We start from the raw sequence: 21,417 nt of genomic DNA, 5'->3' as shown, positions 1-21,417 counted from the left end.
TCCGTTTTCGCATAAGTGATCGAAACATTCCGATGGCTAGCTGAAAACGCAAGAACTATGCCTGCCCGCCCATTTAGGTTTAAGCGGAGGCTCGACACGGCGGCGGCCGCCGCCTTCCTCGGCTATACGACGCGTTAGGTTCGATTTCATGGACGTGTACGGCGCGGCCGGCGTCTCGCCGAAGCATTGACGCCTTAGAACGCCAGCTGCGTTCGGAGCGTGAGCGAGCGCAGGTGCTGGCCGATCTGAACTCCGGCTGGCGGCGTCAAGGCGCCAGCCCCGAAGGTTCCCGCGCCAGGCGAAAGCCTATTCACGCGCACGTCCTGGGCCTGCAGCATCAGGCGGACTGAGGGGTTGACGTACCAGTTGAGGGCGGCCGTCCAGATGGTCTGTTCACCGCCGCGAACGCCGCCGGCCACACCATCATGATGGTTCAGGTCCATGTAGGAATGGCGCAGGGCGACCTCCCACGCCCCCCAATCTCCCGTCGAGAGATCGAAGGGGCGGGCCGGAATCGGTCCGTCGAAGGCGCCGGCGGCAGGCGCCCAGCGCCTCGCTTCGCCGGTAAGAATCCAGCCGGCCTGGGCGTACCAGCCGCCAAATCGTGGGTCCGGTGTGCCCGGCCGATCGACACCGATAGTCTCATGTTCGGCCTGCATCAGCAGAGGGCCATGCTGCAGGGCCAGCTCCAAGCCCAGCGACCAGGCTCCCTGAGCCTCCAGATCACCGGTGTCGATCAGGCGCGTCCCGTCGACACGCAGTTCCGGCCGATCGCGTAGGCGGACCGCGCGGCGCACGCCGGAGGCCTCGAGGCCCGCGTCGGCGGGCCGCAGCACGGCGGCTCCATTGATCCCTAGATGCAGGGTGGTGTCGCCCCAGGAGGGCGCATAGGCCACCCTTCCGATGACGGCGATCTGCTCGTCGAAAGGGTTGGATGAGGTTCCCGACACGCCTCCTGTCACGCCGACCGTACCGAAACTGTTGCGCCCATTCGTATAGGCTTGGATCGCCGAACGGCCGTCACCACCGACTAGGCTGCGGGCGATTTCCGCCGACGAGGCTCGCTCAAGGAACATGATGGCGTTGGTGGAGGTTGCGTCCTCCAGCCCGACATTGGGCGAGAAGGCGCCGAAGCGGAATCGGAAGGGGCTCAGGCCGGAATATTGGAGCCAGAGGTCGAGGACCCGCCCACTGTCCTCGGCGCCGGAGCCGCCGAACTCGTAGACCAGGCTGTAGTCGAAGTCGCCGACCAGTTTTCCGTCCACCCCCAGGCGGGCCCGGCGGAAGTTGGTGCCGCTGTTCAGGTCGCGCGCGCGCCTCGCCTCGGTAGCGTCGCCGAAGGAGCCCCGGCGGAAATCCGTGGCGAGCGGCCCCGCACCGTCCTGCAGATAGGCGGCGGCGTCGAAGTGGAACAGGCCGCGGACCGAGATCGCCGAACCGCCATCGGCCGAGGCGATGGTCGGCTTGCCCTTGGCGAAGGTGACGACCGGCTGGGCGGCCGCCGGTGGGGGCGCGGCGAGCGGCGGGGCCGGATGCGCTCCCTTGAGTTCGGCCAGCTCGGCGTTCACCGCCGAGAGGTGGGTCGAAAGGTCGGCGAGCTGGCGCTCCAGGGCGGCTATGCGATCGGCCGTGGCGGTGGGTTCGGCCGCGGCCGCGGGGCTGGCGACCGCCAGGATGGCGAGCAGGGGGAGGGCGGTGATATGCATTCGGGAGCTCCAGCCCTACGGGCGCGAGGTCGAGGCCGCGGCCGCGCAGGCCGATTGGCGCAGGAAGCCGACATCGCTGCCGACGGTGACGAAGCTGTAGCCGCGGGCGAAGAGCGCGGCGGCCGGCGAGCCGGGCAGCTCGGTTCCGCCCAGCCGTACGCCCGAGGCGAGGATCGTCTGCTCGGCCTGGGCCAACAGGGTCTGGAATGCCGGGGCGTCGTAGCGGCCGGTCTCCCCGATGCTGGCCGAGAGATCGAGCGGGCCGATGAACAACATATCGAGGCCGGGGACCTGGCAGATCTCCGGCAGGGTCGCGACGCCGCGCGCCGATTCGATCATCGCCACAACCAGGATCTCGTCCTGGATATTGTCGAAATAGGTCTGGCTGGACGCGCCCCATCCGGCCGCCCGCGAGACCGTGAAATGCGCCCCGCGTCGTCCGCGCGGCGGGTAATAGGCCGCCTGGACTAGGCGCTCGACCTCCTCGGCGCTCTCGACATTGGCGGCAATCACGCCCTCCACCCCGGCGTCCAGCAGGCGCTTGATCTCCGAGGCGTTGTTGTCGGCCAGCCGGGCCAGCACGGTAGCGTCGCTTCCGCCCGCGGCGCGGAGCTGATGCACCGCCGTCTCCAGTCCCCCGGGCGAATGCTCGTGGTCGATGATCAGGGCGTCGAAGCCCACATGGGCCAGCACTTCGGTGGCGGCGGGGGAGCCGAGGAACAGCCAGCAGCCGGTGCTGGATTTCCCTTGATTAAGGCGTGTTTTCAAACGATTGCGGCGGAACACCGAGCATCTCCGGGTGGCGGCGAGGGGCGTGGTGCAAAATAGTAGCCAAAAAAAACGCAATTAAAAGCGACTATGTGCTTTCGCGGCCTTGCGCGTGGCTTAAAAATTGGCGACTATTTGCTGGAAGGGGGGCCGCGCCCTCCACAAGGAGGAGAGAGCCGTGCTTGCGTCGGTGAGGAAGCTGATCGTTCCCTTGGCCTGTGCGGTGCTGGCCGCATGCGGGGCGCCGGCGGGCAAGGACGAGACGTCGGCGCCGTCGGTGGCGACGCCGCTGCCCGACTATTATCCGGCCGACTATTCGAAGATGATCGAGGCGTCCAAGGGTGAGGGCGGCTTGCTGATCTATTCCAACGTCGCGGAGTACAATTGGCGCGACATCCTCGAAGGCTTCAAGGCGCGCTATCCCTGGATCAAGGTGTCGACCCTCGACATGGGGCCGAGCGAGGTCTTCGAGCGCTACTATTCGGAAACCGCGGCCAAACGGCACTCCGCCGACCTCATCGTCAGCGGCGCACCCGACGCCTGGCAGAGGTTCGTCTCCCGCGACGGCGTCGAAAAGTACCAGAGCCCGGAAGCCGGTCACGTGCCCAAGTGGACCGTGCCGATGCCGGGGGTCTACACCTTCTCCACCGACCCGATGATCCTGGTCTACAACAAGCTCCTGCTGAAGCCGCAGGAGCATCCGACCACACTGGGAAGCCTGGTCGAGCTGGGCCAGCGCGATCCGGCCCGGTTCAAGGGCAAGCTCACCACCTATGACGCCTCCAGCCACCCCTTCGCCTATGCGATCCACTGGACCGTGGTGACCGACCAGAAGCCCGGCGGCTGGGACCTCTACACGAAGCTCGCCCCGATGACCCGGCCCGAGAGCGGCGGCGCCACCATGCTCGACAAGGTCACCGCTGGCGAATACCTGGCCGCCTACTACACCTCGGCGATCACCGTCTTCCCGCACATGGACGAGCCGGGCCGCGACAAGATCGTGGGTTGGGTGCTGCCCACCGACGGTACACCTGTGATGATGCGCGGCGTGGCCGTGACCAAGGCCGCCAAGAGCCCGGCCTCCAGCCGGCTGATGCTGGATTATCTGATCTCCCACGACGGCCAGCTGGCGGCGGCGCGCGGCGGCATGACGCCCTATCGCGACGACATCAAGCCGGACGAGGTGCCCTACCTGACCCTGGCCGAGGTGACCCGGCGCGTGGGCGGCGAGCAGAACGTGGTGATGATCAGCTACCGCAAGGAGATGCTGAGCGGCTACCGGACCTTCATCGACCGCTGGAACAGCCTGTTCAAGGTCCGGCGCTGATGGCCTCCGCTGAGAACACCCTTGAGCGTTCCGTCGAGCTGCCCAACCGGGCCCTGCTGATCCAATGGGTGGTGGCGCTAGTCACCGTCGCCCTGGTGGTGGCGCCGCTGGCTCCCGTGCTCTGGCAGTCGCTGGTCGACCGGCCGCTTTACGAAGACGGCGGCCTGCTGACCCTGGCGAACTACGCGCGGCTGTTCTCGCACGCCGAGTTCTACCAGGTAATCACCAACTCGCTGATGCTGGCGGCGACCACCACCGTTGTCGCCCTGGTGCTGGGCGTCGGCTTCGCGATCTTCCTGGAGCGGACGAACCTGCCGGCGCGCGGCTTCCTGCGCAGCCTGGTGCTGTGGCCGATGTACATCTCCCAGCTGGTGATCGCCTTCTCGTGGTTCATCATGTACGGCCCGTCGGGCTATGTGACCGGGTTCGCCCAGCAATGGCTCGGCCACGCGCCGTGGGACCTCTACACCATCCCCGGCATGGCGGTGGTGGCCGGGACCGGCGCCGCGCCCCTGGTCTATCTGTTCTGCGCCAGCTCGGCCAAGCTCGCCGACGCCACCCTCGAAGACGCCGGCCGCAGCCTGGGCGCGGGCCCCCTGCGGGTGCTGTGGTCGGTGTCGCTGCCGCTGATGCGCCCGGCGATCATCTATTCGACCCTGCTGACCTTCATCGGCGCGCTGGAGATGCTGTCGGTGCCGCTGGTCTTCGGCCGGCCGGTGGGCCTCGAGTTCTTCACGACCTTCCTCTACAGCGAGGGGCTCGGCGCCATCGAACCGGACTACGGCCTGGTGGGCGCCGCGGCTGCCCTGCTGCTGGTGATCATCTCGATCCTGCTGCTGCTGCAGGGCTTGCTGCTACGCAAGGCGGGCCGCTTCGTCACCGTCAAGGGCAAGGCCCAGCGGCCCAAGGCCGCTGAACTGGGCAAGGCGCGCTGGTTCGTCTTCGGCCTCTTCCTGCTCTACAATGTCCTGGTCCTGTTCATTCCCCTGATCGGGATCGTGGTGCGGGCCTTCACGACCTTCCTGACGCCGCTGCTGGCCCCCTACGACCTCTTCACCCTCGACAATTTCAAGCTGCTCTTCGCCTATCCGGCCTATGTGCGCTCGATCACCAACAGCGTGGTCATCGCCACGGTCGGCGGCGCGGTGGCCACGGTGTTCATCGCCCTGGTGGCGGTGGTCGTGCACCGGTCGGACTTCCGGTTTCGCAAGCAACTGGAATATGCGGCGCTCTATCCTCGGGCGGTGCCCGGGATCGTGGCCGGGATCGGGTTGTTCTGGGCCATGCTGATCCTGCCGGGCGTGCACCTGCTGCAAGGGACGATCTTCATCCTGATGCTCGCCTTCACCATGCGCAGCATCCCCACGGCCTTCGGGGCGATCTCGCCGGCCCTCATGCAACTGGGCAAGGAACTGGACCAGGGGGCCCGCGCCTGCGGAGCGGACTGGTGGACGACCACGACGCGGATCGTCGCGCCCCTGCTCAAGCCGGCGGTGTTCGGCGCCTATGTCCTGCTCTTCCTGTCCTTCATCAAGGAATACTCCTCGGCGGTGTTTCTGTTCGCGCCGGGCAGCGAGATCATCGGCACCACCATGCTGTCGTTCTGGGCGAACGGCGACAGCGGCCCGGTGGCGGCCCTCTCGGTCATTCAATTGGCGATCACGGCGGTGTTCGTACTGGTCGCCCGCTACGCGCTTCGGAGTCACACTGATGTCTGAGTTGGTCGTCGAAGGCCTTTCCAAGCACTTCGGGGGCGTGCGCGCCGTCGATGACGTGAGCTTCACGGTGGGCGACGGCGAGTTCGTGACCCTGCTGGGCCCGAGCGGCTGCGGCAAGTCCACCACTCTGTTCGCGGTCGCCGGCCTGGACACGCCCACGGGCGGCAAGATCAGCGTGGGCGACCAGGTGTTCTTCGACGCCGCTCGCGGGCTGAACGTCCGCCCTGAGCGGCGCAATTGCGGCCTGGTCTTCCAGTCCTACGCCCTCTGGCCGCACATGACCGTGGCGCAGAACCTGGCCTTCCCGCTGAGCATCCGGAAGGTGCCGAAGTCCGAACGCGCACGGCGGATCGACGAGGCTCTCTCCCTGGTCGAGATGGAGTCCTATGCGGCGCGCTATCCGCACGAGCTTTCGGGCGGGCAGCAGCAGCGCGTGGCGCTGGCGCGGACCCTGGTCTTCGAGCCCTCGCTGCTGCTGCTGGACGAGCCGCTGTCCAACCTGGACGCTAAGCTGCGCATCCGGGCCCGCGACTGGCTGAAGCAATTGCAGCGGCGGCTGGCCATCACCACGATCTACGTCACCCACGACCAGATCGAGGCCCTGGCGCTCAGCGACCGTATCGCAGTGATGCAGGGCGGAAAGATCGTGCAGCTCGCTACGCCGCAGGAGATCTACCGCCGGCCGACCAGTTCCTTCGTCGCCGACTTCATCGGCTCGAGCAACTTCTTGAAGGGCCGCCTGATCGACCGCTCTCCCGAGTTTGAGGCCGTGGTCGAGGTGCAGGGTTCGCGGTTCGCCGCGGCCTGGTCCCCGCAACTCGCCCCCGGCGACGACGTGCTGCTGGCGGTGCGGCCCGAGCACGTGCGGCTGTCGGCCAAGCGGCCGGTCGGGGTGAACGGCAACGTATTGCAGGGCCGAATCCTGGATCGCAGCTATCTGGGCGCGCGCTACCACTATTCGATCCAGACCTCGGGGGCGGCGATCGCCGCCGAGACCGAGGACCTGCTGGAGAGCCCGGACGTCTTCGCCTCGTTCGCGCCGGAACACGCCGTGGCGATTCGGCCCTAGCCGCCGGTTCCAGGTCGTGCCGTCCCAGCTTCTCCGACGGATCCACCGTTGGATCGCGCTCACGCTCGGTCTTCACTGGGCGCTGCTCGCCCTGACGGGTCTGGTCCTGCTGTTCCACCGCGACATCGAGGCGGCGCTGCTGGCCAGCGGGCCGGCGGTGGCCACCTACGAGCTGTCGCTGGACGCGGTGGTGGAGAGCCTCGCGACCCAGGCGCCGGGGCATGCGGTGACGCGCATCGGCGCCCATGACGAGCCCCTGCGCTCGGTGAAGGTCTGGCTTCGGTCGCCAGCCGGCATCGTGAATCCCGTCTGGGTCGACCTGGCCTCGAACCGGATCGTGGCCGGCGGCGAGCCGGGCCGCTGGGACGCGCCGCGCGTCTTCGAACTCGTCTATCAACTGCATCAGAAGCTGCTGCTCGGCCGCAGGGGCGAGGTGCTGGTCGGCGTCAGCGGGCTCTTCCTGCTGGCGACCGTCGTCCTCGGCTTGATCTCCGGTTGGCCGCGCCGGGGGCAGTGGGGCAAGGCCCTGGCTCTCAGGCTGCGCCAGGGCGGGCGTCCGGCACTGTTCGGCCTGCACCGGGCCACAGGCCTGCTGGCGGCGGCCTTCCTGGCGATCACGGCCGTGACCGGCGCGGGCATGGTCTGGAACGGAGCGCTGCGGGGCGCCCTGCAGGGCCTGGGCGCGACGCCCGCCGCGCCACGGGTTTGGTCGGTCGTCGGGGGAGAACGCATGGGGGCGGATGAGGCCTTGAAGGTGGCCCGGACCTGGTTCCCCGGCGCGGCCTTCAGCACCATCCTGCTGCCCCAGGCGCCGGCCGATCCCTACGAGATTCGCGTGCTGCAGCCGGAGGAGTTCCGCACCATCGCCGGTACGACCACCCTAATCGTCGACGCCTATTCCGGCAGGGTTCTGTGGATCAACGACGCGGCCTCGGCCTCCGCCGCCGATCGGGCGCTGGACCTGCTGTTCCCGCTGCATAACGGAGAGGTCCTGGGCTGGCCCGGCCGCATCGTCCTGGCGGGCGTCGGTCTGGCGTTCCTCGGGCTGATCGGCGCCGGGCTCGGCAGCTGGCTCCTGCGCCGCCGCGTGAGCGCCCGGACCCGGCCCGCCTAGCCGTAGCGGCTTTCCAGCAGCGCCAAGGTCGCGCGCAGTCCCACGACATTGCCGCCGAAGGGACGCGGAGAGCAGGCGATCGCGTTCCAGCCCTCCAGGTCGAAATGCAGCCAGCTTCCGGCCTGCCGTACGAACCGCTTCAGGAACAGGGCCGCGGCGATGGAGGGGATGCGCGCCTCGCCCGCTTCGCGGTTGGCCAGGTGTCCCGAGGGGGTGCGGATCTGGCCGGCGTAACCTTCCCAGAGCGGCAGTCGCCAGACCGGGTCGCGCAGGCGGGCCGCATGGGCGGCCAGCTCCTCGGCCAGGGCATCGTCCTGGGTGAAGACGCCGGCGATGTCCGGCCCGAGGCCGGTGTCGGTGAGGGTGGAGAAATCGATCAGCAGGTCGGGGGCCTCGGCGTCGGCGGCGGCCAGGGCGTCGGCCAGCATCACCCGGCCCTCATAGTCGGTGTGGACGACCTCGATGGTCTGGCCGCAGGCGGTGCGCACTAGGTCGCCGTTCATCATGGCCGAACCCGAGGGCATGTTGTCGGCCGCAGCGATCAGCAGCCGCAGCCGTACCGGCAGGCGGCGGCCGATGACCAGGCGGGCCAGGGCCAGCGCGTGGGCGGCGCCGGCCATGTCGGCCTTCATGGCCAGGACGTCAGGATAGGGCTTTGCGTTGAGGCCGCCGGCGTCGAAGCAGACGCCCTTGCCGACCAGGGTGAGTCTGGGCGCGTCGGCCGGTCCCCATGTCGCGTCGATCAGGACCGGGGGCCGGGCGGCGCCCTTGCCCACATGGGCGAGCCCGGGATAGCCCGCCTCGCCCAGCCGCTTACCGCTCAGGACGCGGACCTCCGCGCCCTGGCCCGCCAGTTCCGCCCGCGCCAGGTCGGCGAGCTCGCCGGGGCCAAGCTCGCAGGGCGGGGCGTTGATCCAGGAGCGGGCGTCGATCTCGGCCGCGATCAGGGGGGCGATACGCTCCCGTTGGCAGTCCTTCGGCCAGACGAGACTCGCCGGACGGTCCAGTGGGCCCGCGGCCCCCAGCGCCCAGCCGAGGGCGAGCGCATCGGCGACCGCCGGCCGCAGGCCCTCGGAGATGGCGAAACGGGCGGCGGGCAGCGAGGCGGGGAGGTGGGCGTAGCTCAGCGGATCCTCGGCGTCGCCGAGGCCGCCGACCGCGCCGGCGAGCCCGCCCGCGGCGTCCGGCAGGGCCAGGGTCTGGCCGCCCAGCGCCTCGAAGCGGCAGACCTCGGCCCAGTCCCGTTCCTGCGGCGACAAGGCCGCGCGCCAGTCGGCATGGGCCCCGCCGGTCACGAACCGGAGCGGCCGGCCACCGGCTCCCGGCTCGTCCAGGCCCCACGTGTTTTCAGCCCCCGCCGGCATCGGCATGCATCCTCGATCGTTGACAGTAGCCGAAAGAGTAGCCAATTTTGACGGCCAAACAAGGAGGGCGCCATGCTCGAGATTGCGTGCATCCAGACCAACAGCGGCGGCGACGCCGAGGCCAACCTTCGCGAGATCGAGCGCATGGCCGGGGGGGCCGTCGAAGGCGGCGCGCAGTTCCTGGCCTTGCCGGAAGTCGCCGACTTCCAGGGGGCAGGGCCTGACGCCTATCGCGCCTACGCCCCGTTCGAGACGGACCATCGGGCCCTGGGACGGCTGCGCGCGCTGGCGGCGCAACTCAAGACCTGGATGCTGGTGGGATCGGTGAGCGTGCGCGAAACCCCCGAGCGGCTCGCCAACCGCTCATACCTGCTGGGGGCCGACGGGGCGATCGTCGACCGCTACGATAAGATCCACCTCTTCGACGTCACCCTGCCCGACGGTGAGAGCCACCGGGAATCCGACCTCTTCGTCGCCGGCCGCCGCGCGGTGGTGGCCGACACGCCCTGGGGCGCGGCCGGGCTCAGCATCTGTTACGACCTGCGGTTTCCGAGCCTCTACCGGCGCCTGGCCCAGGCCGGCGCCAAGCTCATCTTCATTCCCGCCGCCTTCACCGAGACCACCGGCGCGCTGCACTGGCACACCCTGATCCGGGCCCGCGCCATCGAGACCGGAGCCTATGTCGTCGCCCCGGCCCAGTGCGGCAAGTTCGCTGGCGATCGCGGCTGCTACGGGCACTCGCTGATCGTCGATCCCTGGGGCCGGGTCCTGGCCGATGGCGGCGAGACCGCGGGCGTGGTCCGGGCCAGCCTTGACCTCGCCGAGGTGGATCGGTTCCGGGCGGCCATCCCCTCGCCGATGGTCGAGCGGCCGTTCGACCTGGAGACGGTCAGGGAAACCGCGAGCGTCTAGGCGGGCTTCGGCGCGTAGTCGCGCCAGCGGTTCAGGTGATGGTCGACCAGCTGGGCCAGGCCCTCGCTGTCGCGCTTGCGCAACAAGCGGATCATTTCCACGTGGTCCTGGTGGCTGCTGCGGATGCCGGTCAAGGTCCGCCAGCTCCAGGTGCCGCGGCTGCCGGGCAGGCCCCGTTGGCGCAGGGCCTTGATCTCCCTGGCGAGGACTGCATTGCCGCAGTTCTCATAGAGCTTGTCGTGGAAGAGGGCGTTGAGCCCGCGCAGCACGTCGAGATCGGAATCGGCCATCTTGGCCTCGAACTCATCGACGATGGCGGCGAGCTCGTCGACCGCCTCCTTGCTGATCTTCTGGGCGGCCATGCGGACGGCGGCGCTTTCCAGGATCGTGCGTGTTTCGGTCAGCTCTTCGCGCTCGCGCTCCGATAGGCTGATGACGCGGAACCCGCGGTTGCGGACATGCTCGATCAACTGGCGAGCCTTCAGGTCGAGAAGCGCCATCCGCACATCGAATCGATTCGCCCCGTAGGCGGACTCGATATCGGCCTGTTTCAACCATTCGCCGGGACGGAAGTGGCCGGCCAGCAGGTCGGCCTCCAGCCGCGCCACCAGGGACGATTCAGTGTCGATCTGAGCCTCAGCCGCCGATGCGCCCATTTGAGTAGCCGATTTTCCCTCTGATTTCAGATGCAACCAATACCACCGCTAGTCGGCGTTCCTCAAGCCAGAGAAGTTTCTCAAATTGGCGTTGCGATACGATCCTAAATTGGCTACTATTTTATGACCGACGGCGCGGCCGGCTCGGCGGATCGATAACTGCAAGAGGGGGAGGCCGGTATGAAGATGCGTAAGATGGCGTTGCTTGGCGGGATCGCGTGCGGCGCGCTGCTGAGCCTGGGCGCCCAGGCCGCCGCGGCCGAGGATGCGCCGTCCAAGGAGCTCGCCGAGGTCGTCGTGACCGGCTCGCGCCTCTCCGACACCATCCAGACCTTCCCGGGTTCCTATTCGGTGGTCGGCGAGGAGGCGATCGCCGGTCAGCTCGCTACCACGCGCGACATCGCCACCGTGCTGGCGTTCAACGTGCCCGGCTTGGCGCAGGGGAACGGCACGGCCGCCAATGTCGAGCAGGGCCTGCGCGGCCGGCCGGTGCGGATCTTCATCGACGGCATTCCGATCTCAAACCCGCTGCGGGACGGCGGACGCGACGTGCGCCTGATCGCGCCGTCGGCGCTGGCCCGCATCGAGGTGATCCGCGGGGCCTCGGCCCTCTACGGCCAGGGCGGCGCCGGCGGCATCATCAACTACATCACCAAGAGCGGGTCGGCCGCCGACGAGTGGGCGTTCCGCAGCGAGGCCGGGACCAGCGTCTCGACCACCCACCGCAAGGGCAGCTTCCGCCCGTACGTCTTCCAAAGCGCGACCGGCGCGATCGGTGGGTTCGACGTCAATATCAACGGCAGCTACGAGCGCGTGAACAGCGTGTTCGACGCCAACGGCCGGCGCCTGCCGCCGGACCCGCAGCTGTTCGGCGGTATCGCCGATTCCGACATCTACAACCTGTTCGGCAAGGTCGGTTACAACTTCGGCGACGATCAGCGCCTGGAGGCGATGATCAATTTCTACCAGCAGGAACAGGACACCGACTACGTCCTAGTCCCAGGCAGCGTCGCGACCCGGACGCCTACCTCCACGGTGAAAGGGGCCCAGGATCCGCGCGCGCTGAACCAGGAAAACCGCAACATCGTCTCCTACCTCGCCTATACCAAGGGCGACGTCCTAGGCAGCTCGTTCCACGCCCAGCTCTACTATGTCGAGAACTACGGGGTGTTCGGCTTCGAGCCGGCCCGGCTTGGCGGCACCCAGACCACGATCGACTCTGAGAAGATCGGCCTGCAGACCGACTTCCGCACCAAGCTCGGCTTCCTCGGTTTCGAGGACGGGCTGGTGCTGTGGGGCGTGGACATCAACCGCGACACCACCGAGCAGCCCCTGCTGCCGCTGACCAACATCCCCGGCGATGGACGTACCTTCGCCCCGCCGATGGAGCAGACCAACTACGCCGCCTTCGTGCAGGTCGAGTTGCCGGTGACCGACCGCCTGACCTTCCGGGCAGGGGTGCGTCATGACGAGTTCCGCCTCAAGACCGATCCCTTCGTGGCCGGCCTGACCGGGGTGCGGGTCGACGGCGGCGAGCTGGAGTACCAGGCGACGCCCATCAACCTCGGCGGCACGTTCCAGCTGACCGAGGCGATCCAGCTGTTCGGCGGTTTCTCGCAGGGCTTCTCGGTGCCCGACGTGGGCGCTCCCCTGCGCAACGCCCGCTTCACCAGCCTCGAGGCGCTGAAGCCCGAGGCGGCCATGGTCGACAACTACGAGATCGGCCTGCGCGGCCGCTGGTCGAACATCCGCTTCACCGCGGCCTACTTCCAGAGCCGTTCCGAACTGGGCACCGACTTCGTCATCGATCCGCTGCACCCCACCGAGGCGCAGATCCTTCGCGAGAAGGAGCGCATCGAGGGCGTCGAGCTCACGGTCGACGGCGACTTCGGGCCGGAGACCCGCTGGGGGGCCAACCTCTCCTGGGCGGAAGGCAAGCGTGACGCAACCCACGACGGCAAGCTGGACACTCCGCTCACCGGCCGGCGCATCAGCCCCGAGCAGTTCAACGCCTATCTCGAGCACGACATCACGCCCGATTGGCTGGTCCGCGTGCAGATGGCCTACACGGGCTCGCGCAACAAGTTCCCCGGCTCGCCCGTGGGCGCCTTCTACACTGGCAAGGTGGAGCCCACGACGCGGATCGACGCCATGACCGAGTTCAAGGTCGACCGCGCCGACATCTCGATCGGGGTCAGCAACCTGTTGAATTCCGATTACTTCCCCGTGACCTCCCAGATGCTCAACCGCAACGACCGCTACAGCAAGGCCGAGGGCCGGACGCTCTTCGTCCGGGTGGGCGTGAACTACTGAGGTGTCCGGAGGGGACGGCCTGCGGGCGGTCTCCTCCGCGCCCCCAGGCGGCGGCGCAAGCATCCATCTCCCGCGAGCCCGGCGCGAGTCCCGGCGGCGTATAGGCGGCGACAATTCAATGCACCAACCCAACGACAAGCCCTCGCGAGGCCTCTCAGCGTACGACTTCGGTCGCACCACGGTCTATGCCTGCCAGGCCGATCAGCGCTTTTCCTACTGCCTTTATGTGCCGGCCGCCCTGCGGGAGCCCCAGGCCCGCGAAGGGGCAGGAGTGCTGGTCGTGGTGCACGGCACCGAGCGGGCCAACCAGGCCCTGCGCGACAGTTTCGCGCCCCTGGCCGACGCCCTGAACCTGATCGTCCTGGCGCCGCTGTTCCCCGGCGGGATCGGCGCGGCCGGCGAGCGGGACGCCTACAAATACATCGAAGACAAGGGCCTGAGGTACGACCACGTCCTGCTCGACATGCTGGCCGAGGTGGGCGGCCGCTACGGCGTGCCCACCGAGCGGTTCATGATGTTCGGATTTTCCGGTGGAGCCCACTTCGCCCACCGGTTCCTCTACCTTCATCCGGAGCGATTGAGCGCGGTCTCGGCCTGCGCGCCGGGTTCGCCCACCCTGTTAGATCCGGACCGCGACTGGTGGGTCGGGATCGCGGGCGTACGCGAGCGGTTCGGCCGCGACATCGACCTCGAGGCCGTCCGACGCGTGCAGGTCCATCTGGCGGTCGGCCGCGACGACCGCGATACCGACGAGATCACCCATGCGCCCGGCGGCGCTTATTGGATGCCCGGCGCCAACGACAGCGGCCGGACGCGAGTGGATCGGCTGCTGAAGCTCGCCGGCAATTTAGAGGCGGCCGGCGTCCCGGCGCGTGTCGACGTTCTGGACGGCGTCACCCACAGCCTCGATCCCATGGTCGGGGCCGCGAGCGCCTTTTTCCGCGACCTGATCTCGCCGGAGCCGATCTCGCTAGCCGCCGGGGGTGGCGGCCGTGAGTAGAGCGCCTTTCCGGATCGAGGGCGAGGCGCGTTACGGCGGCTTCGTGGTGCTGTGCGACCACGCCGCCAGCGCGATTCCGCCGGGGCTGGACTGTCTTGGCCTGGCGCCGGAGGTCCTCGAGACTCATGTGGCCCTAGACCGCGGCGCCCTCGCCCTGTCGCAAGCGCTGGCCCGCGCCCTCGACGCGCCGCTGGCGTATCCGACCGTCTCCAGGCTGCTGATCGACTGTAACCGCGCGCCGCAACGCGCCGATCTGGTGGTCGACGAGACGGAGTTCGGTCCGGTCCCGGGCAATCTGAACCTGTCGTCGGCCGAGCGGACGCGACGGATCGTCGACGTGCACGCGCCTTATCATGAGGCCGTGGCAAACCTGATTTCTTCCCGGACCGCCGTGGGAGAAGAGCCGGCCCTCGTAGCCGTGCACAGCTTCACCCCGGTCCTCGGCGGCAGGGTGCGGCCCTGGCATGTTGGCGTGCTGTACCGCAAGGACGAGGAACTCGCCGAGGAGGTCGCCGGACGCTTGCGGGCCGAACCTGGCCTGAGCGTCGGCCTCAACGTCCCCTACGCCCCCGCCGACGGGGTCTACTACACGCTTGAACGGCACGCCGAAGCGCGCGGCCTGCCCAGTCTGATGCTGGAAGTCCGCAACGACCTCATAGGCGAGACGTCGGGGATCGCGACCATTGCCGCGCGCCTCGCCGGCGCCATCTCGGCCTCGACGAGCCGCGCCCGGCCGGCCGCATGCGCTGGAGCGTTCTAATGCCGCGCCCCACTGCAAAGGAGATCGCCGAGCTCGTCGCCGGGCGCCGGCCGGCCTACGCCAAGATCGGCGTCTTCGACATCGACGGGGTGTTCCGTGGCAAGCACCTGCATGCCGAGAAACTGGCCTCGGGGCTCGAGAAGGGCCTGGGCTTCTGCGACGTGGTGCTGGGCTGGGACTCGGCCGACCAGCTCTATGACAACACCGCCTTCACCGGCTGGCATACCGCCTATCCGGACGCCGCGGTCCGATTGCTGCCGGAAACCCTGCGGCGCATTCCGTTCGAGAACGACATCCCTCTGCTGCTGGCCGAATTCACCGGAGCGGCCGAGGCGATCTGCCCGCGCGGCCTGTTGCGGCGGGTCCTGGCCCGCGCCGCGGACGCCGGCTATCGCGTCAAGGCGGCCGCGGAGTTCGAGTTCTTCGTTTTCGAGGAAACGCCGCAGTCGGTGCGCGCCAAGAACTACCAAGGCCTGAAGACCATCAGCCCCGGGTCCTTCGGTTACTCCATGCTCCGCTCCGGGCTCTATTCGGAGTTCTACGAGGAGCTCCTCTCGCTTTGCGTCGACATGGACATGGAGCTGGAGGCGCTGCACACCGAGACCGGCCCCGGCGTGCTGGAGGGCGCGATCCGGGTCGACGAGGCCCTGGTCGCAGCGGACAAGGCGGCGCTTTTCAAGACCTTCGTCAAGGTGCTGTGCCAGCGGCGCGGCTGGATGGCCACGTTCATGGCCAAGTGGTCGCGCGACTGGCCCGGCCAGTCGGGTCACCTGCACATGTCGCTGCAGGACGCTGCCTCCGGCGCGCCGGTCTTCCACGATCCCGCCGGCTGGAACGGGATGTCCGACGCCCAGCGCTGGTTCGTCGGCGGCCAGCAGGCCCTGATGCCCGAGCTGCTGGCGATGGTCGCTTGCACGGTGAATTCCTATGCGCGGCTGATCCCCGGACACTGGGCGCCGACCCAGGCGAACTGGGGCTTCGAGAACCGCACCTGCGCCTTACGGGTGATCGGCGGCTCGCCTACGGCCCAGCGGGTCGAGTACCGGATCGCGGCCGCCGACATCAATCCTTACATCGCGCTTTCCGCCGCCATCGGCTCGGGCCTCTGGGGCATCGAGAACCGGATCGAGCCGGACCCGGCCATCAACGGCAACGCCTACGCCCAACCCCCGGCTCCTGGTCGATCGCTGCCCGGGACCCTCACTGAGGCCGCGGCGCGGCTGAAGGCGTCGGCGGCGGCGCGCGATCTCTTCGGCGACGCCTTTGTCGAGCACTACGCCGCCACCCGCGAGTGGGAGGAGCGGGAAGCCCGCAAGGCCATCACCGACTGGCAGCTCAACCGCTACTTCGAAATCATCTGACCGCTGGACCCCTGTATGCCTTCCTCCCCAGACTTGGTGTGTGTGTCGCCCGTTGATGCGCGAGAGTTCGCGAGGCGGCGGTGCGCCGAGCCCGAGGAGATCGCTTCGGTGCTCGCCGCCGCCCGCGCGGCTCAGCGTGACTGGGCCAGGACTCCGCTGGCCGCGCGGATCGAGGTCATGCTGAGCTTTCTGGAGGCCATGCGCGGGCTGAACGATGAGATCGTGCCGGAACTCGCCTGGCAGATGGGTCGTCCTGTGCGTTATGGCGGAGAGTTCCGTTCGTTCGAGGAGCGCCTGCAAGCCATCCTCGACCAGGCCCAGGCGGCTCTGGGTCCCGCCGACGTCGAATGGCCGGACGGGATCGAGCGGCGGGTGGTACGCGAGCCGGTCGGCCTCGTCCTGGTGATCGCCCCCTGGAACTATCCTTACCTGACCGCCCTGAACACCATCGCCCCCGCCCTGCTGGCCGGTAATGCGGTGATCCTGAAGCACGCGGCCCAGACTATTCTCGCGGGAGAGCGCTTCGCCGAGGCCTTCCGCAAGGCGGGCCTGCCATCGGGTCTGTTCGCCCACCTGCCGATGTCCCATGAGGCGGTGGCCGGCCTGCTGGCCGACCGAGCCTTCGACCATGTGGCCTTCACCGGTTCGGTGGAGGGCGGTCGGTCCGTCGAGCGCGCCGCGGCCGGGACCTTCGCCAGCCTGACGCTGGAGCTCGGCGGCAAGGACCCCGCCTATGTGCGGAGCGACGCCGACCTGATGGCGGCGGTCGAGACCCTGGTCGACGGGGCGTTCTACAATTCCGGCCAGTGCTGCTGCGGGATCGAACGCATCTATGTGGACCGCCGGATCTACCAGCCGTTCGTGGACGCCTTCGCCGAACTGGCCCGTGGCTACGTCCTTGGCGACCCCCTGGATCCGGCGACCACCCTGGGCCCGGTCGCCAACCTTCGCCAGGCCGAGCTGGTGCGTGGCCAGGTCGCCGACGCCGTGGGGAGGGGGGCTACGGCGCTCCTGGAGCGGGCGGCTTTCCCCGCCGACGACGAGACCTCGGCCTATGTGAGGCCGCAGGTGTTGATCGGCGTCGATCACGCGATGGCGGTGATGACCGAGGAGACCTTTGGTCCCGTGGCCGGGATCATGCCCGTGGAGGACGACGACCAGGCCGTCGAGCTGATGAACAGCTCCCGGTACGGCCTGACGGCCTCGATTTGGACCGCCGATGCGCAGGCCGCGCGAAACCTTGGGGCCGCCGTCGAGACCGGCACCGTATTCTTGAACCGCTGCGATTATGTCGATCCGCGCCTGCCCTGGAGCGGGGTCAAGGACACCGGCCGCGGCGCCTCGCTGGGCGCCTACGGCTTCGCCGCCGTCACCCGTCCCAAGGCCTTCCACCTGCGTCCGGTGCAATCATGACCTCCGCCAACTGGAACTACCCCACCGCCGTCCGCTTCGGCGCCGGACGCATCGCCGAGCTGGCCGAGAGCTGCCGCGCCGCGGGCATGAAGCGGCCCCTGCTGGTGACCGATCCCGGCCTTGCCGGGCTGCCGATGACGGCGACCTGCCTGGAGCGGAACGCCGCCGACGGAATGCCGACAGGGATCTTCTCGCAGGTGCGCGCCAATCCCGTCGGCGCCGACATCGAGGTAGGCGTGGCGGCCTACCGGCAGGGCGGCCATGACGGGGTGATCGCCTTCGGCGGCGGCGCGGCCCTCGATGCGGGCAAGGTGATCGCCTTCATGTCCGGCCAGACCCGGCCGCTGTGGGACTTCGAGGACGTCGGGGACTGGTGGACCCGGGCCGATGTCGCGGGGATCGCGCCCGTGGTGGCCGTTCCGACCACGGCGGGCACCGGCTCGGAGGTCGGCCGCGCCGGGGTGATCCTGGACGAGGCGGCGCAACTGAAGAAGATCATCTTCCATCCGCGGATGATGCCGCTCACCGTGGTGCTCGACCCCGAACTGACAGTTGGGCTGCCGCCGTCGGTCACCGCGGCCACCGGCATGGACGCCCTTTCCCATTGCCTGGAGGCCTATTGCGCCCCGGGCTTCCATGCCATGGCCGACGGCATCGCCGTGGAGGGCGCGCGCCTGGTGGCCGAGTGGCTGCCGCGGGCGTGGCGCGAGGGGACCGACCTGGAGGCCCGCGGGCGCATGCTGACCGCCGCCTCCATGGGAGCGACGGCCTTCCAGAAGGGGCTGGGCGGCATGCACGCCCTGGCCCACCCCATCGGAGCCGTCCATGACACCCACCATGGCATGACCAACGCCGTACTGATGCCCTATGTCCTGGCCTTCAACCGGGCCGCTATCGAAGAACGCATGGCGCGATTGGGAGCCTATCTCCGCCTGCGGCAGTCCAGTTTCACCGGCGTGCTGGACTGGGTGTTGGCCCTGCGCGAGGAACTGGGCGTGCCCCACACCCTCGCGGGCCTCGGCGTCGGATCGGAGCGGGCGGCGGATATCGCCATGAAGGCGGCCGAGGATCCCTCGGCCTCCGGCAACCCTCTGCCGTTCGACGCGGCGGCCGCCCGGCGGGTGTTCGACGCGGCTCTGGCCGGAACGATCTGAGGCCGTCATGACCGAACCGCAGGTCCGCCGCGTCCGCCTTGAGGAAGGCTTCGAGGTCCAGGCCTATATCTATGGCGAGGGCGATGAGACGCTGTTCCTGGCCAATGGCGGGCCGGGCCTGCCCAGCCTCTATCTTCGGGAGCCCCACGCGCGCCTGGCCCGGGACGGCTGGCGGGTCGTGGCCTGGGACCAGCTCGGCTGCGGCGCCTCGGACCGTCCGCAGGACCCGGCCCTGTGGGCCCTGGAACGCTACGTCGCCGAGGCCGAGCAGGTCCGCGCCGCTCTCGACCTCGGCCCGGTCCACCTGCTGGGCCATTCCTGGGGCACCTGGCTCTTCACCGAATACTGCCTGACCCATCCCGAGCAGGTGAAGAGCTGCATCCTGGCCGACGGCGCCTGCGACATCCCCCACCTGGTCGGCGAACTGGATCGGCTGCGGAGCGCGCTGGGGGCCGAGACCCTGGCCATGATGCGCCGCCACGAGGCGGAGGGCTCGATCGACCATCCGGAGTACCAGGCGGCGATCACGATCCTGAACTACCGTCACGTCTGCCGGCTGCAGGCCTGGCCCGATAGCCTCACGGCCGCGCTCGCCGACTGGAACATGGGGCCGTACGGGGAGATGCAAGGCCCCAACGAGTTCACCTACACCGGCAACATGAAGGACTGGAACCGCATCCCAGCCATGGGGGCGATCGCGGCGCCCTGCCTGGTGTTGTGCGGGGCCCACGATGAACTGACGCCGGCCTGCTCGGAGAAGATGCACGCGGCCCTGCCGAACTCGTGGCTGAAGATCTTTGAGGCCAGTTCCCATATGCCGTTCCATGAAGAGCCGGAGGCCTACTTTCCGGCGGTCCGGGCCTTTCTAGAGGAAGTCGCCGCCCGCGCGGCTGTCGGTGGCCTAACCCGGAAATCTCACCCCTGCCGTTGATGATGCCCTGAGGGGATGATGGCGTGGGCGTTGGCCCTTCTGGCGCGACGTCGCCGCGGAGAGCTTTAGCTGGCGGTGAGGCAGGTCAGCGGCGGCTCGCAGCCGTTCAACGCGGTGAACACCCTGCGCGTACTCGGCCGCTGGAGGATGGTCGCGTCGAGGTTGCAAGACGGCGATCCTTACATGGCAAAGTGTTATAGAGGAGGGGGGCGGTTCGCCGGACGTGGTTGTGGCGAAGCAGTTGCTCGACGCCATCGAGATCGGACTCGGTCTTCAGAGCTGGCGGGACGATCGCTCGACGGACTGCCTCAGTCGTGCGGGCGCATCCGTACAGTATCTGACCCATAGTGCTTCCTTCCACTCGGGGAAAAGATTGCACCATCAAAGCCCGGGACCAAACACCCCGTGGTGTTCGTGGATCACCGCTGGGGTTGGTTTTGGCCACTGTGGGCGCCGTACGGCCGCCCCTTACCCTCAGGTCGCCGTTGTGGACGCGCGCGCGGGCGACCAGCAGGGAGCAGTCGATGAAAGCCGCGATCCTGACGCTCCACCGCTACCTGGGCCTCGGCCTGGCGCTCCTCTGGATCCTTCAGGCGCTCACAGGTGTCGCCCTGGTCTTTCGCTGGGAGCTGGACGACGCCTCGGTCGCCGGTGCTAGCCGGCCGTTCGCACCGGCCGCCATCGAGCGGCGCATCCACCTTATCGAGGCGGAGCGGCCGGGCTGGGCCGCCAGCAGTATCTGGTCCAGCGCGACGGGGGGCCGCCGCTACGACATTACGCTCGAGAACCCCTCCACCGGTGAGGCGAGGACCTGGCGCGTAGACGGCCAGGGTCGCGTCCTGAGGACGATGGACTCGGGCGAAAAGGTTTCGAACGGCGCCCTCTACGACACGCTCACCACCTTCCACCAGACGCTGTTCCTGGGAGACCGGGGCCATTGGATCATCGGGACGAGCGGACTGCTGCTGGCGTCAAACATCCTGCTCGCGCTGAGCCTGGCGCTTCCGCGGATCGGCCGCTGGCGCGCCGCGCTGGTCCCGACAACGGGCGGTCCCGTGCGGGCCTGGAGCTACGCCTGGCACCGGGCGCTTGGGCTCTGGCTATGCCTTCCGGCCGCAATCCTCGCCCTGTGCGGCGCGGCGATCAGCTTCGAGGACCCGCTGCGCGGCTGGCTGCGGGCCGAGCCCGTCGCACCGGCGGCCCCGGCCACGACCTCCGCCGCTGCGCCGCCGGTGACCCCCGGCCAGGCAATGCGCCACGCGCTCGCCCGCTACCCCGACGCTGCGATCTCCGGCGTGGTGTTCCCGTCGGCGGACGCGCCCTGGTACCGGATCCGGCTGCTGCAGCCCGACGAGCCGCGGCAGGCGTTCGGGCGGACGACCGTCTACGTCTCCGACGACGATGGCCGGCTTCTGAGCGACTACGACACCACGCGGGCAGGTTGGCGCCTCCGGGTCTTCGACCTGCTCTATCCCGTCCATACCGGCCAGATTCTGGGACCCGCCGGACGCACGGCCGTGCTGTTGGTCGGCGTCTGGCTGATCGCCATGTGTGGGCTCGGGGTCGTGCTCTGGACCAGCCGCAGGGAGCGGAGATGACCCCAAGATCCCACGCCGTCACCGCGGCCGCCTTCGCCCTGCTCGCCGCGGGCGCGCCGGAGGCCAGGGCGGCTGACCCCTCGATCCAGGAGTTGCTCGCGCGGATCGAAGCCCAGGACGCCCGCATCCGCGGGCTGGAGGCCAGGCTGGCCGCCGCCGCCCCGGTCGCGACGGTCGGTCGTCCGGCCGTGACAGAGCTTCCCGCCGCAGCGCCCCGCGCCGCGCCCGCGCCCGTGCCGGCGCCGGCGCCGGC

17 protein-coding genes and 2 pseudogenes are annotated in these 21,417 nt (G+C 68.9%); 15 read left to right on the top strand and 4 right to left on the bottom strand.

Going from position 1 to position 21,417, the window contains the following annotated elements:
- Positions 1–194 precede the first annotated feature (194 nt).
- Entirely contained in the window at positions 195–1,706 is a 1,512-nt protein-coding gene (locus V6M51_RS18590; RefSeq protein ID WP_332769560.1) for an OprO/OprP family phosphate-selective porin, read from the bottom strand.
- A gap of 15 nt (positions 1,707–1,721) precedes the next feature.
- On the bottom strand, positions 1,722–2,492 hold the full coding sequence (locus tag V6M51_RS18585) for an HpcH/HpaI aldolase family protein (protein ID WP_332769558.1): 771 nt from the start codon (positions 2,490–2,492) through the stop codon (positions 1,722–1,724).
- A 160-nt stretch (positions 2,493–2,652) separates the two neighbouring features.
- On the opposite strand from V6M51_RS18585, the gene V6M51_RS18580 reads away from it, so the two are divergent.
- From V6M51_RS18580 to V6M51_RS18565, 4 genes are read left to right on the top strand one after another with little or no spacing between them, the layout of a single operon-like run.
- Positions 2,653–3,801 carry an ABC transporter substrate-binding protein gene (locus tag V6M51_RS18580; protein WP_332769556.1) on the top strand — a complete coding sequence of 383 codons (1,149 nt, stop codon included), beginning with the start codon at positions 2,653–2,655 and terminating at the stop codon, positions 3,799–3,801.
- The gene (locus V6M51_RS18575) at positions 3,801–5,519 is read left to right on the top strand and encodes an ABC transporter permease (RefSeq protein WP_332769554.1); all 1,719 of its coding nucleotides are present in this window, start codon (positions 3,801–3,803) and stop codon (positions 5,517–5,519) included. Before V6M51_RS18580 ends, V6M51_RS18575 begins: the two co-directional genes overlap by 1 nt.
- Positions 5,512–6,588, top strand: coding sequence for an ABC transporter ATP-binding protein (locus V6M51_RS18570; protein WP_332769552.1), 1,077 nt, complete (start codon positions 5,512–5,514; stop codon positions 6,586–6,588). The genes V6M51_RS18575 and V6M51_RS18570 overlap by 8 nt, the downstream gene beginning before the upstream one ends.
- 16 nt (positions 6,589–6,604) lie before the next feature.
- A complete protein-coding gene (locus V6M51_RS18565) occupies positions 6,605–7,702 on the top strand; it encodes a PepSY-associated TM helix domain-containing protein (RefSeq protein WP_332769550.1) in 1,098 nt (365 codons plus the stop codon).
- On the opposite strand, the gene V6M51_RS18560 is transcribed toward V6M51_RS18565, so the two are convergent.
- On the bottom strand, positions 7,699–9,072 hold the full coding sequence (locus V6M51_RS18560) for a hypothetical protein (RefSeq protein ID WP_332769548.1): 1,374 nt from the start codon (positions 9,070–9,072) through the stop codon (positions 7,699–7,701). The genes V6M51_RS18565 and V6M51_RS18560 overlap by 4 nt on opposite strands.
- A gap of 66 nt (positions 9,073–9,138) precedes the next feature.
- Here V6M51_RS18560 and V6M51_RS18555 point away from each other — a divergent pair, with 66 nt between their 5' ends.
- Positions 9,139–9,978 carry a carbon-nitrogen hydrolase family protein gene (locus tag V6M51_RS18555; RefSeq protein WP_332769547.1) on the top strand — a complete coding sequence of 280 codons (840 nt, stop codon included), beginning with the start codon at positions 9,139–9,141 and terminating at the stop codon, positions 9,976–9,978.
- On the opposite strand, the gene V6M51_RS18550 is transcribed toward V6M51_RS18555, so the two are convergent.
- A complete protein-coding gene (locus V6M51_RS18550; RefSeq protein WP_332769545.1) occupies positions 9,975–10,634 on the bottom strand; it encodes a GntR family transcriptional regulator in 660 nt (219 codons plus the stop codon). The two genes, V6M51_RS18555 and V6M51_RS18550, sit on opposite strands and share 4 nt — an antisense overlap.
- A gap of 180 nt (positions 10,635–10,814) precedes the next feature.
- Between V6M51_RS18550 and V6M51_RS18545 the strand changes: the two genes are divergently transcribed.
- The 10 genes and pseudogenes from V6M51_RS18545 to V6M51_RS18500 all read left to right on the top strand — a co-directional run.
- Entirely contained in the window at positions 10,815–12,947 is a 2,133-nt protein-coding gene (locus tag V6M51_RS18545; protein WP_332769543.1) for a TonB-dependent receptor, read from the top strand.
- Positions 12,948–13,065: 118 nt separating this feature from the next.
- Positions 13,066–13,947 carry a hypothetical protein gene (locus tag V6M51_RS18540; RefSeq protein WP_332769541.1) on the top strand — a complete coding sequence of 294 codons (882 nt, stop codon included), beginning with the start codon at positions 13,066–13,068 and terminating at the stop codon, positions 13,945–13,947.
- On the top strand, positions 13,940–14,707 hold the full coding sequence (locus V6M51_RS18535; RefSeq protein WP_332769539.1) for an N-formylglutamate amidohydrolase: 768 nt from the start codon (positions 13,940–13,942) through the stop codon (positions 14,705–14,707). Before V6M51_RS18540 ends, V6M51_RS18535 begins: the two co-directional genes overlap by 8 nt.
- Positions 14,707–16,068 carry a glutamine synthetase family protein gene (locus tag V6M51_RS18530; RefSeq protein WP_332769536.1) on the top strand — a complete coding sequence of 454 codons (1,362 nt, stop codon included), beginning with the start codon at positions 14,707–14,709 and terminating at the stop codon, positions 16,066–16,068. The genes V6M51_RS18535 and V6M51_RS18530 overlap by 1 nt, the downstream gene beginning before the upstream one ends.
- Positions 16,069–16,083: 15 nt before the next feature.
- A complete protein-coding gene (locus V6M51_RS18525) occupies positions 16,084–17,481 on the top strand; it encodes an aldehyde dehydrogenase family protein (protein ID WP_332769534.1) in 1,398 nt (465 codons plus the stop codon).
- Positions 17,478–18,635, top strand: coding sequence for an iron-containing alcohol dehydrogenase (locus V6M51_RS18520; RefSeq protein ID WP_332769532.1), 1,158 nt, complete (start codon positions 17,478–17,480; stop codon positions 18,633–18,635). Before V6M51_RS18525 ends, V6M51_RS18520 begins: the two co-directional genes overlap by 4 nt.
- 7 nt (positions 18,636–18,642) lie before the next feature.
- On the top strand, positions 18,643–19,566 hold the full coding sequence (locus V6M51_RS18515; protein WP_332769530.1) for a proline iminopeptidase-family hydrolase: 924 nt from the start codon (positions 18,643–18,645) through the stop codon (positions 19,564–19,566).
- A gap of 69 nt (positions 19,567–19,635) precedes the next feature.
- Positions 19,636–19,719 (top strand): annotated as a pseudogene (locus V6M51_RS18510) (arsenical resistance protein ArsH); the annotation flags it as partial.
- A 371-nt stretch (positions 19,720–20,090) separates the two neighbouring features.
- Positions 20,091–21,164 (top strand): PepSY-associated TM helix domain-containing protein, encoded by a 1,074-nt coding sequence (locus V6M51_RS18505; RefSeq protein WP_332769528.1) that lies wholly within the window; start codon positions 20,091–20,093, stop codon positions 21,162–21,164.
- Positions 21,161–21,417 (top strand): annotated as a pseudogene (locus V6M51_RS18500) (hypothetical protein); the annotation flags it as partial. The gene V6M51_RS18505 and the pseudogene V6M51_RS18500, both read left to right, overlap by 4 nt.

This window comes from Phenylobacterium sp. (assembly GCF_036677185.1).
Classification (GTDB): Bacteria; Pseudomonadota; Alphaproteobacteria; order Caulobacterales; family Caulobacteraceae; genus Phenylobacterium.
The sequence above is the reverse complement of the archived record's forward strand: the minus strand, read 5'-3'. Positions and strand labels throughout refer to the sequence as shown.

Coding starts and splice junctions, on each gene's coding strand:
- V6M51_RS18590 (WP_332769560.1), bottom strand. CDS start 1,706: ATGCATATCACCGCCCTCCCCCTGCTCGCCATCCTGGCGGTCGCCAGC.
- V6M51_RS18550 (WP_332769545.1), bottom strand. CDS start 10,634: ATGGGCGCATCGGCGGCTGAGGCTCAGATCGACACTGAATCGTCCCTG.
- V6M51_RS18575 (WP_332769554.1), top strand. CDS start 3,801: ATGGCCTCCGCTGAGAACACCCTTGAGCGTTCCGTCGAGCTGCCCAAC.
- V6M51_RS18520 (WP_332769532.1), top strand. CDS start 17,478: ATGACCTCCGCCAACTGGAACTACCCCACCGCCGTCCGCTTCGGCGCC.
- V6M51_RS18545 (WP_332769543.1), top strand. CDS start 10,815: ATGAAGATGCGTAAGATGGCGTTGCTTGGCGGGATCGCGTGCGGCGCG.
- V6M51_RS18505 (WP_332769528.1), top strand. CDS start 20,091: ATGAAAGCCGCGATCCTGACGCTCCACCGCTACCTGGGCCTCGGCCTG.
- V6M51_RS18555 (WP_332769547.1), top strand. CDS start 9,139: ATGCTCGAGATTGCGTGCATCCAGACCAACAGCGGCGGCGACGCCGAG.
- V6M51_RS18525 (WP_332769534.1), top strand. CDS start 16,084: ATGCCTTCCTCCCCAGACTTGGTGTGTGTGTCGCCCGTTGATGCGCGA.
- V6M51_RS18560 (WP_332769548.1), bottom strand. CDS start 9,072: ATGCCGATGCCGGCGGGGGCTGAAAACACGTGGGGCCTGGACGAGCCG.
- V6M51_RS18530 (WP_332769536.1), top strand. CDS start 14,707: ATGCCGCGCCCCACTGCAAAGGAGATCGCCGAGCTCGTCGCCGGGCGC.
- V6M51_RS18540 (WP_332769541.1), top strand. CDS start 13,066: ATGCACCAACCCAACGACAAGCCCTCGCGAGGCCTCTCAGCGTACGAC.
- V6M51_RS18515 (WP_332769530.1), top strand. CDS start 18,643: ATGACCGAACCGCAGGTCCGCCGCGTCCGCCTTGAGGAAGGCTTCGAG.
- V6M51_RS18570 (WP_332769552.1), top strand. CDS start 5,512: ATGTCTGAGTTGGTCGTCGAAGGCCTTTCCAAGCACTTCGGGGGCGTG.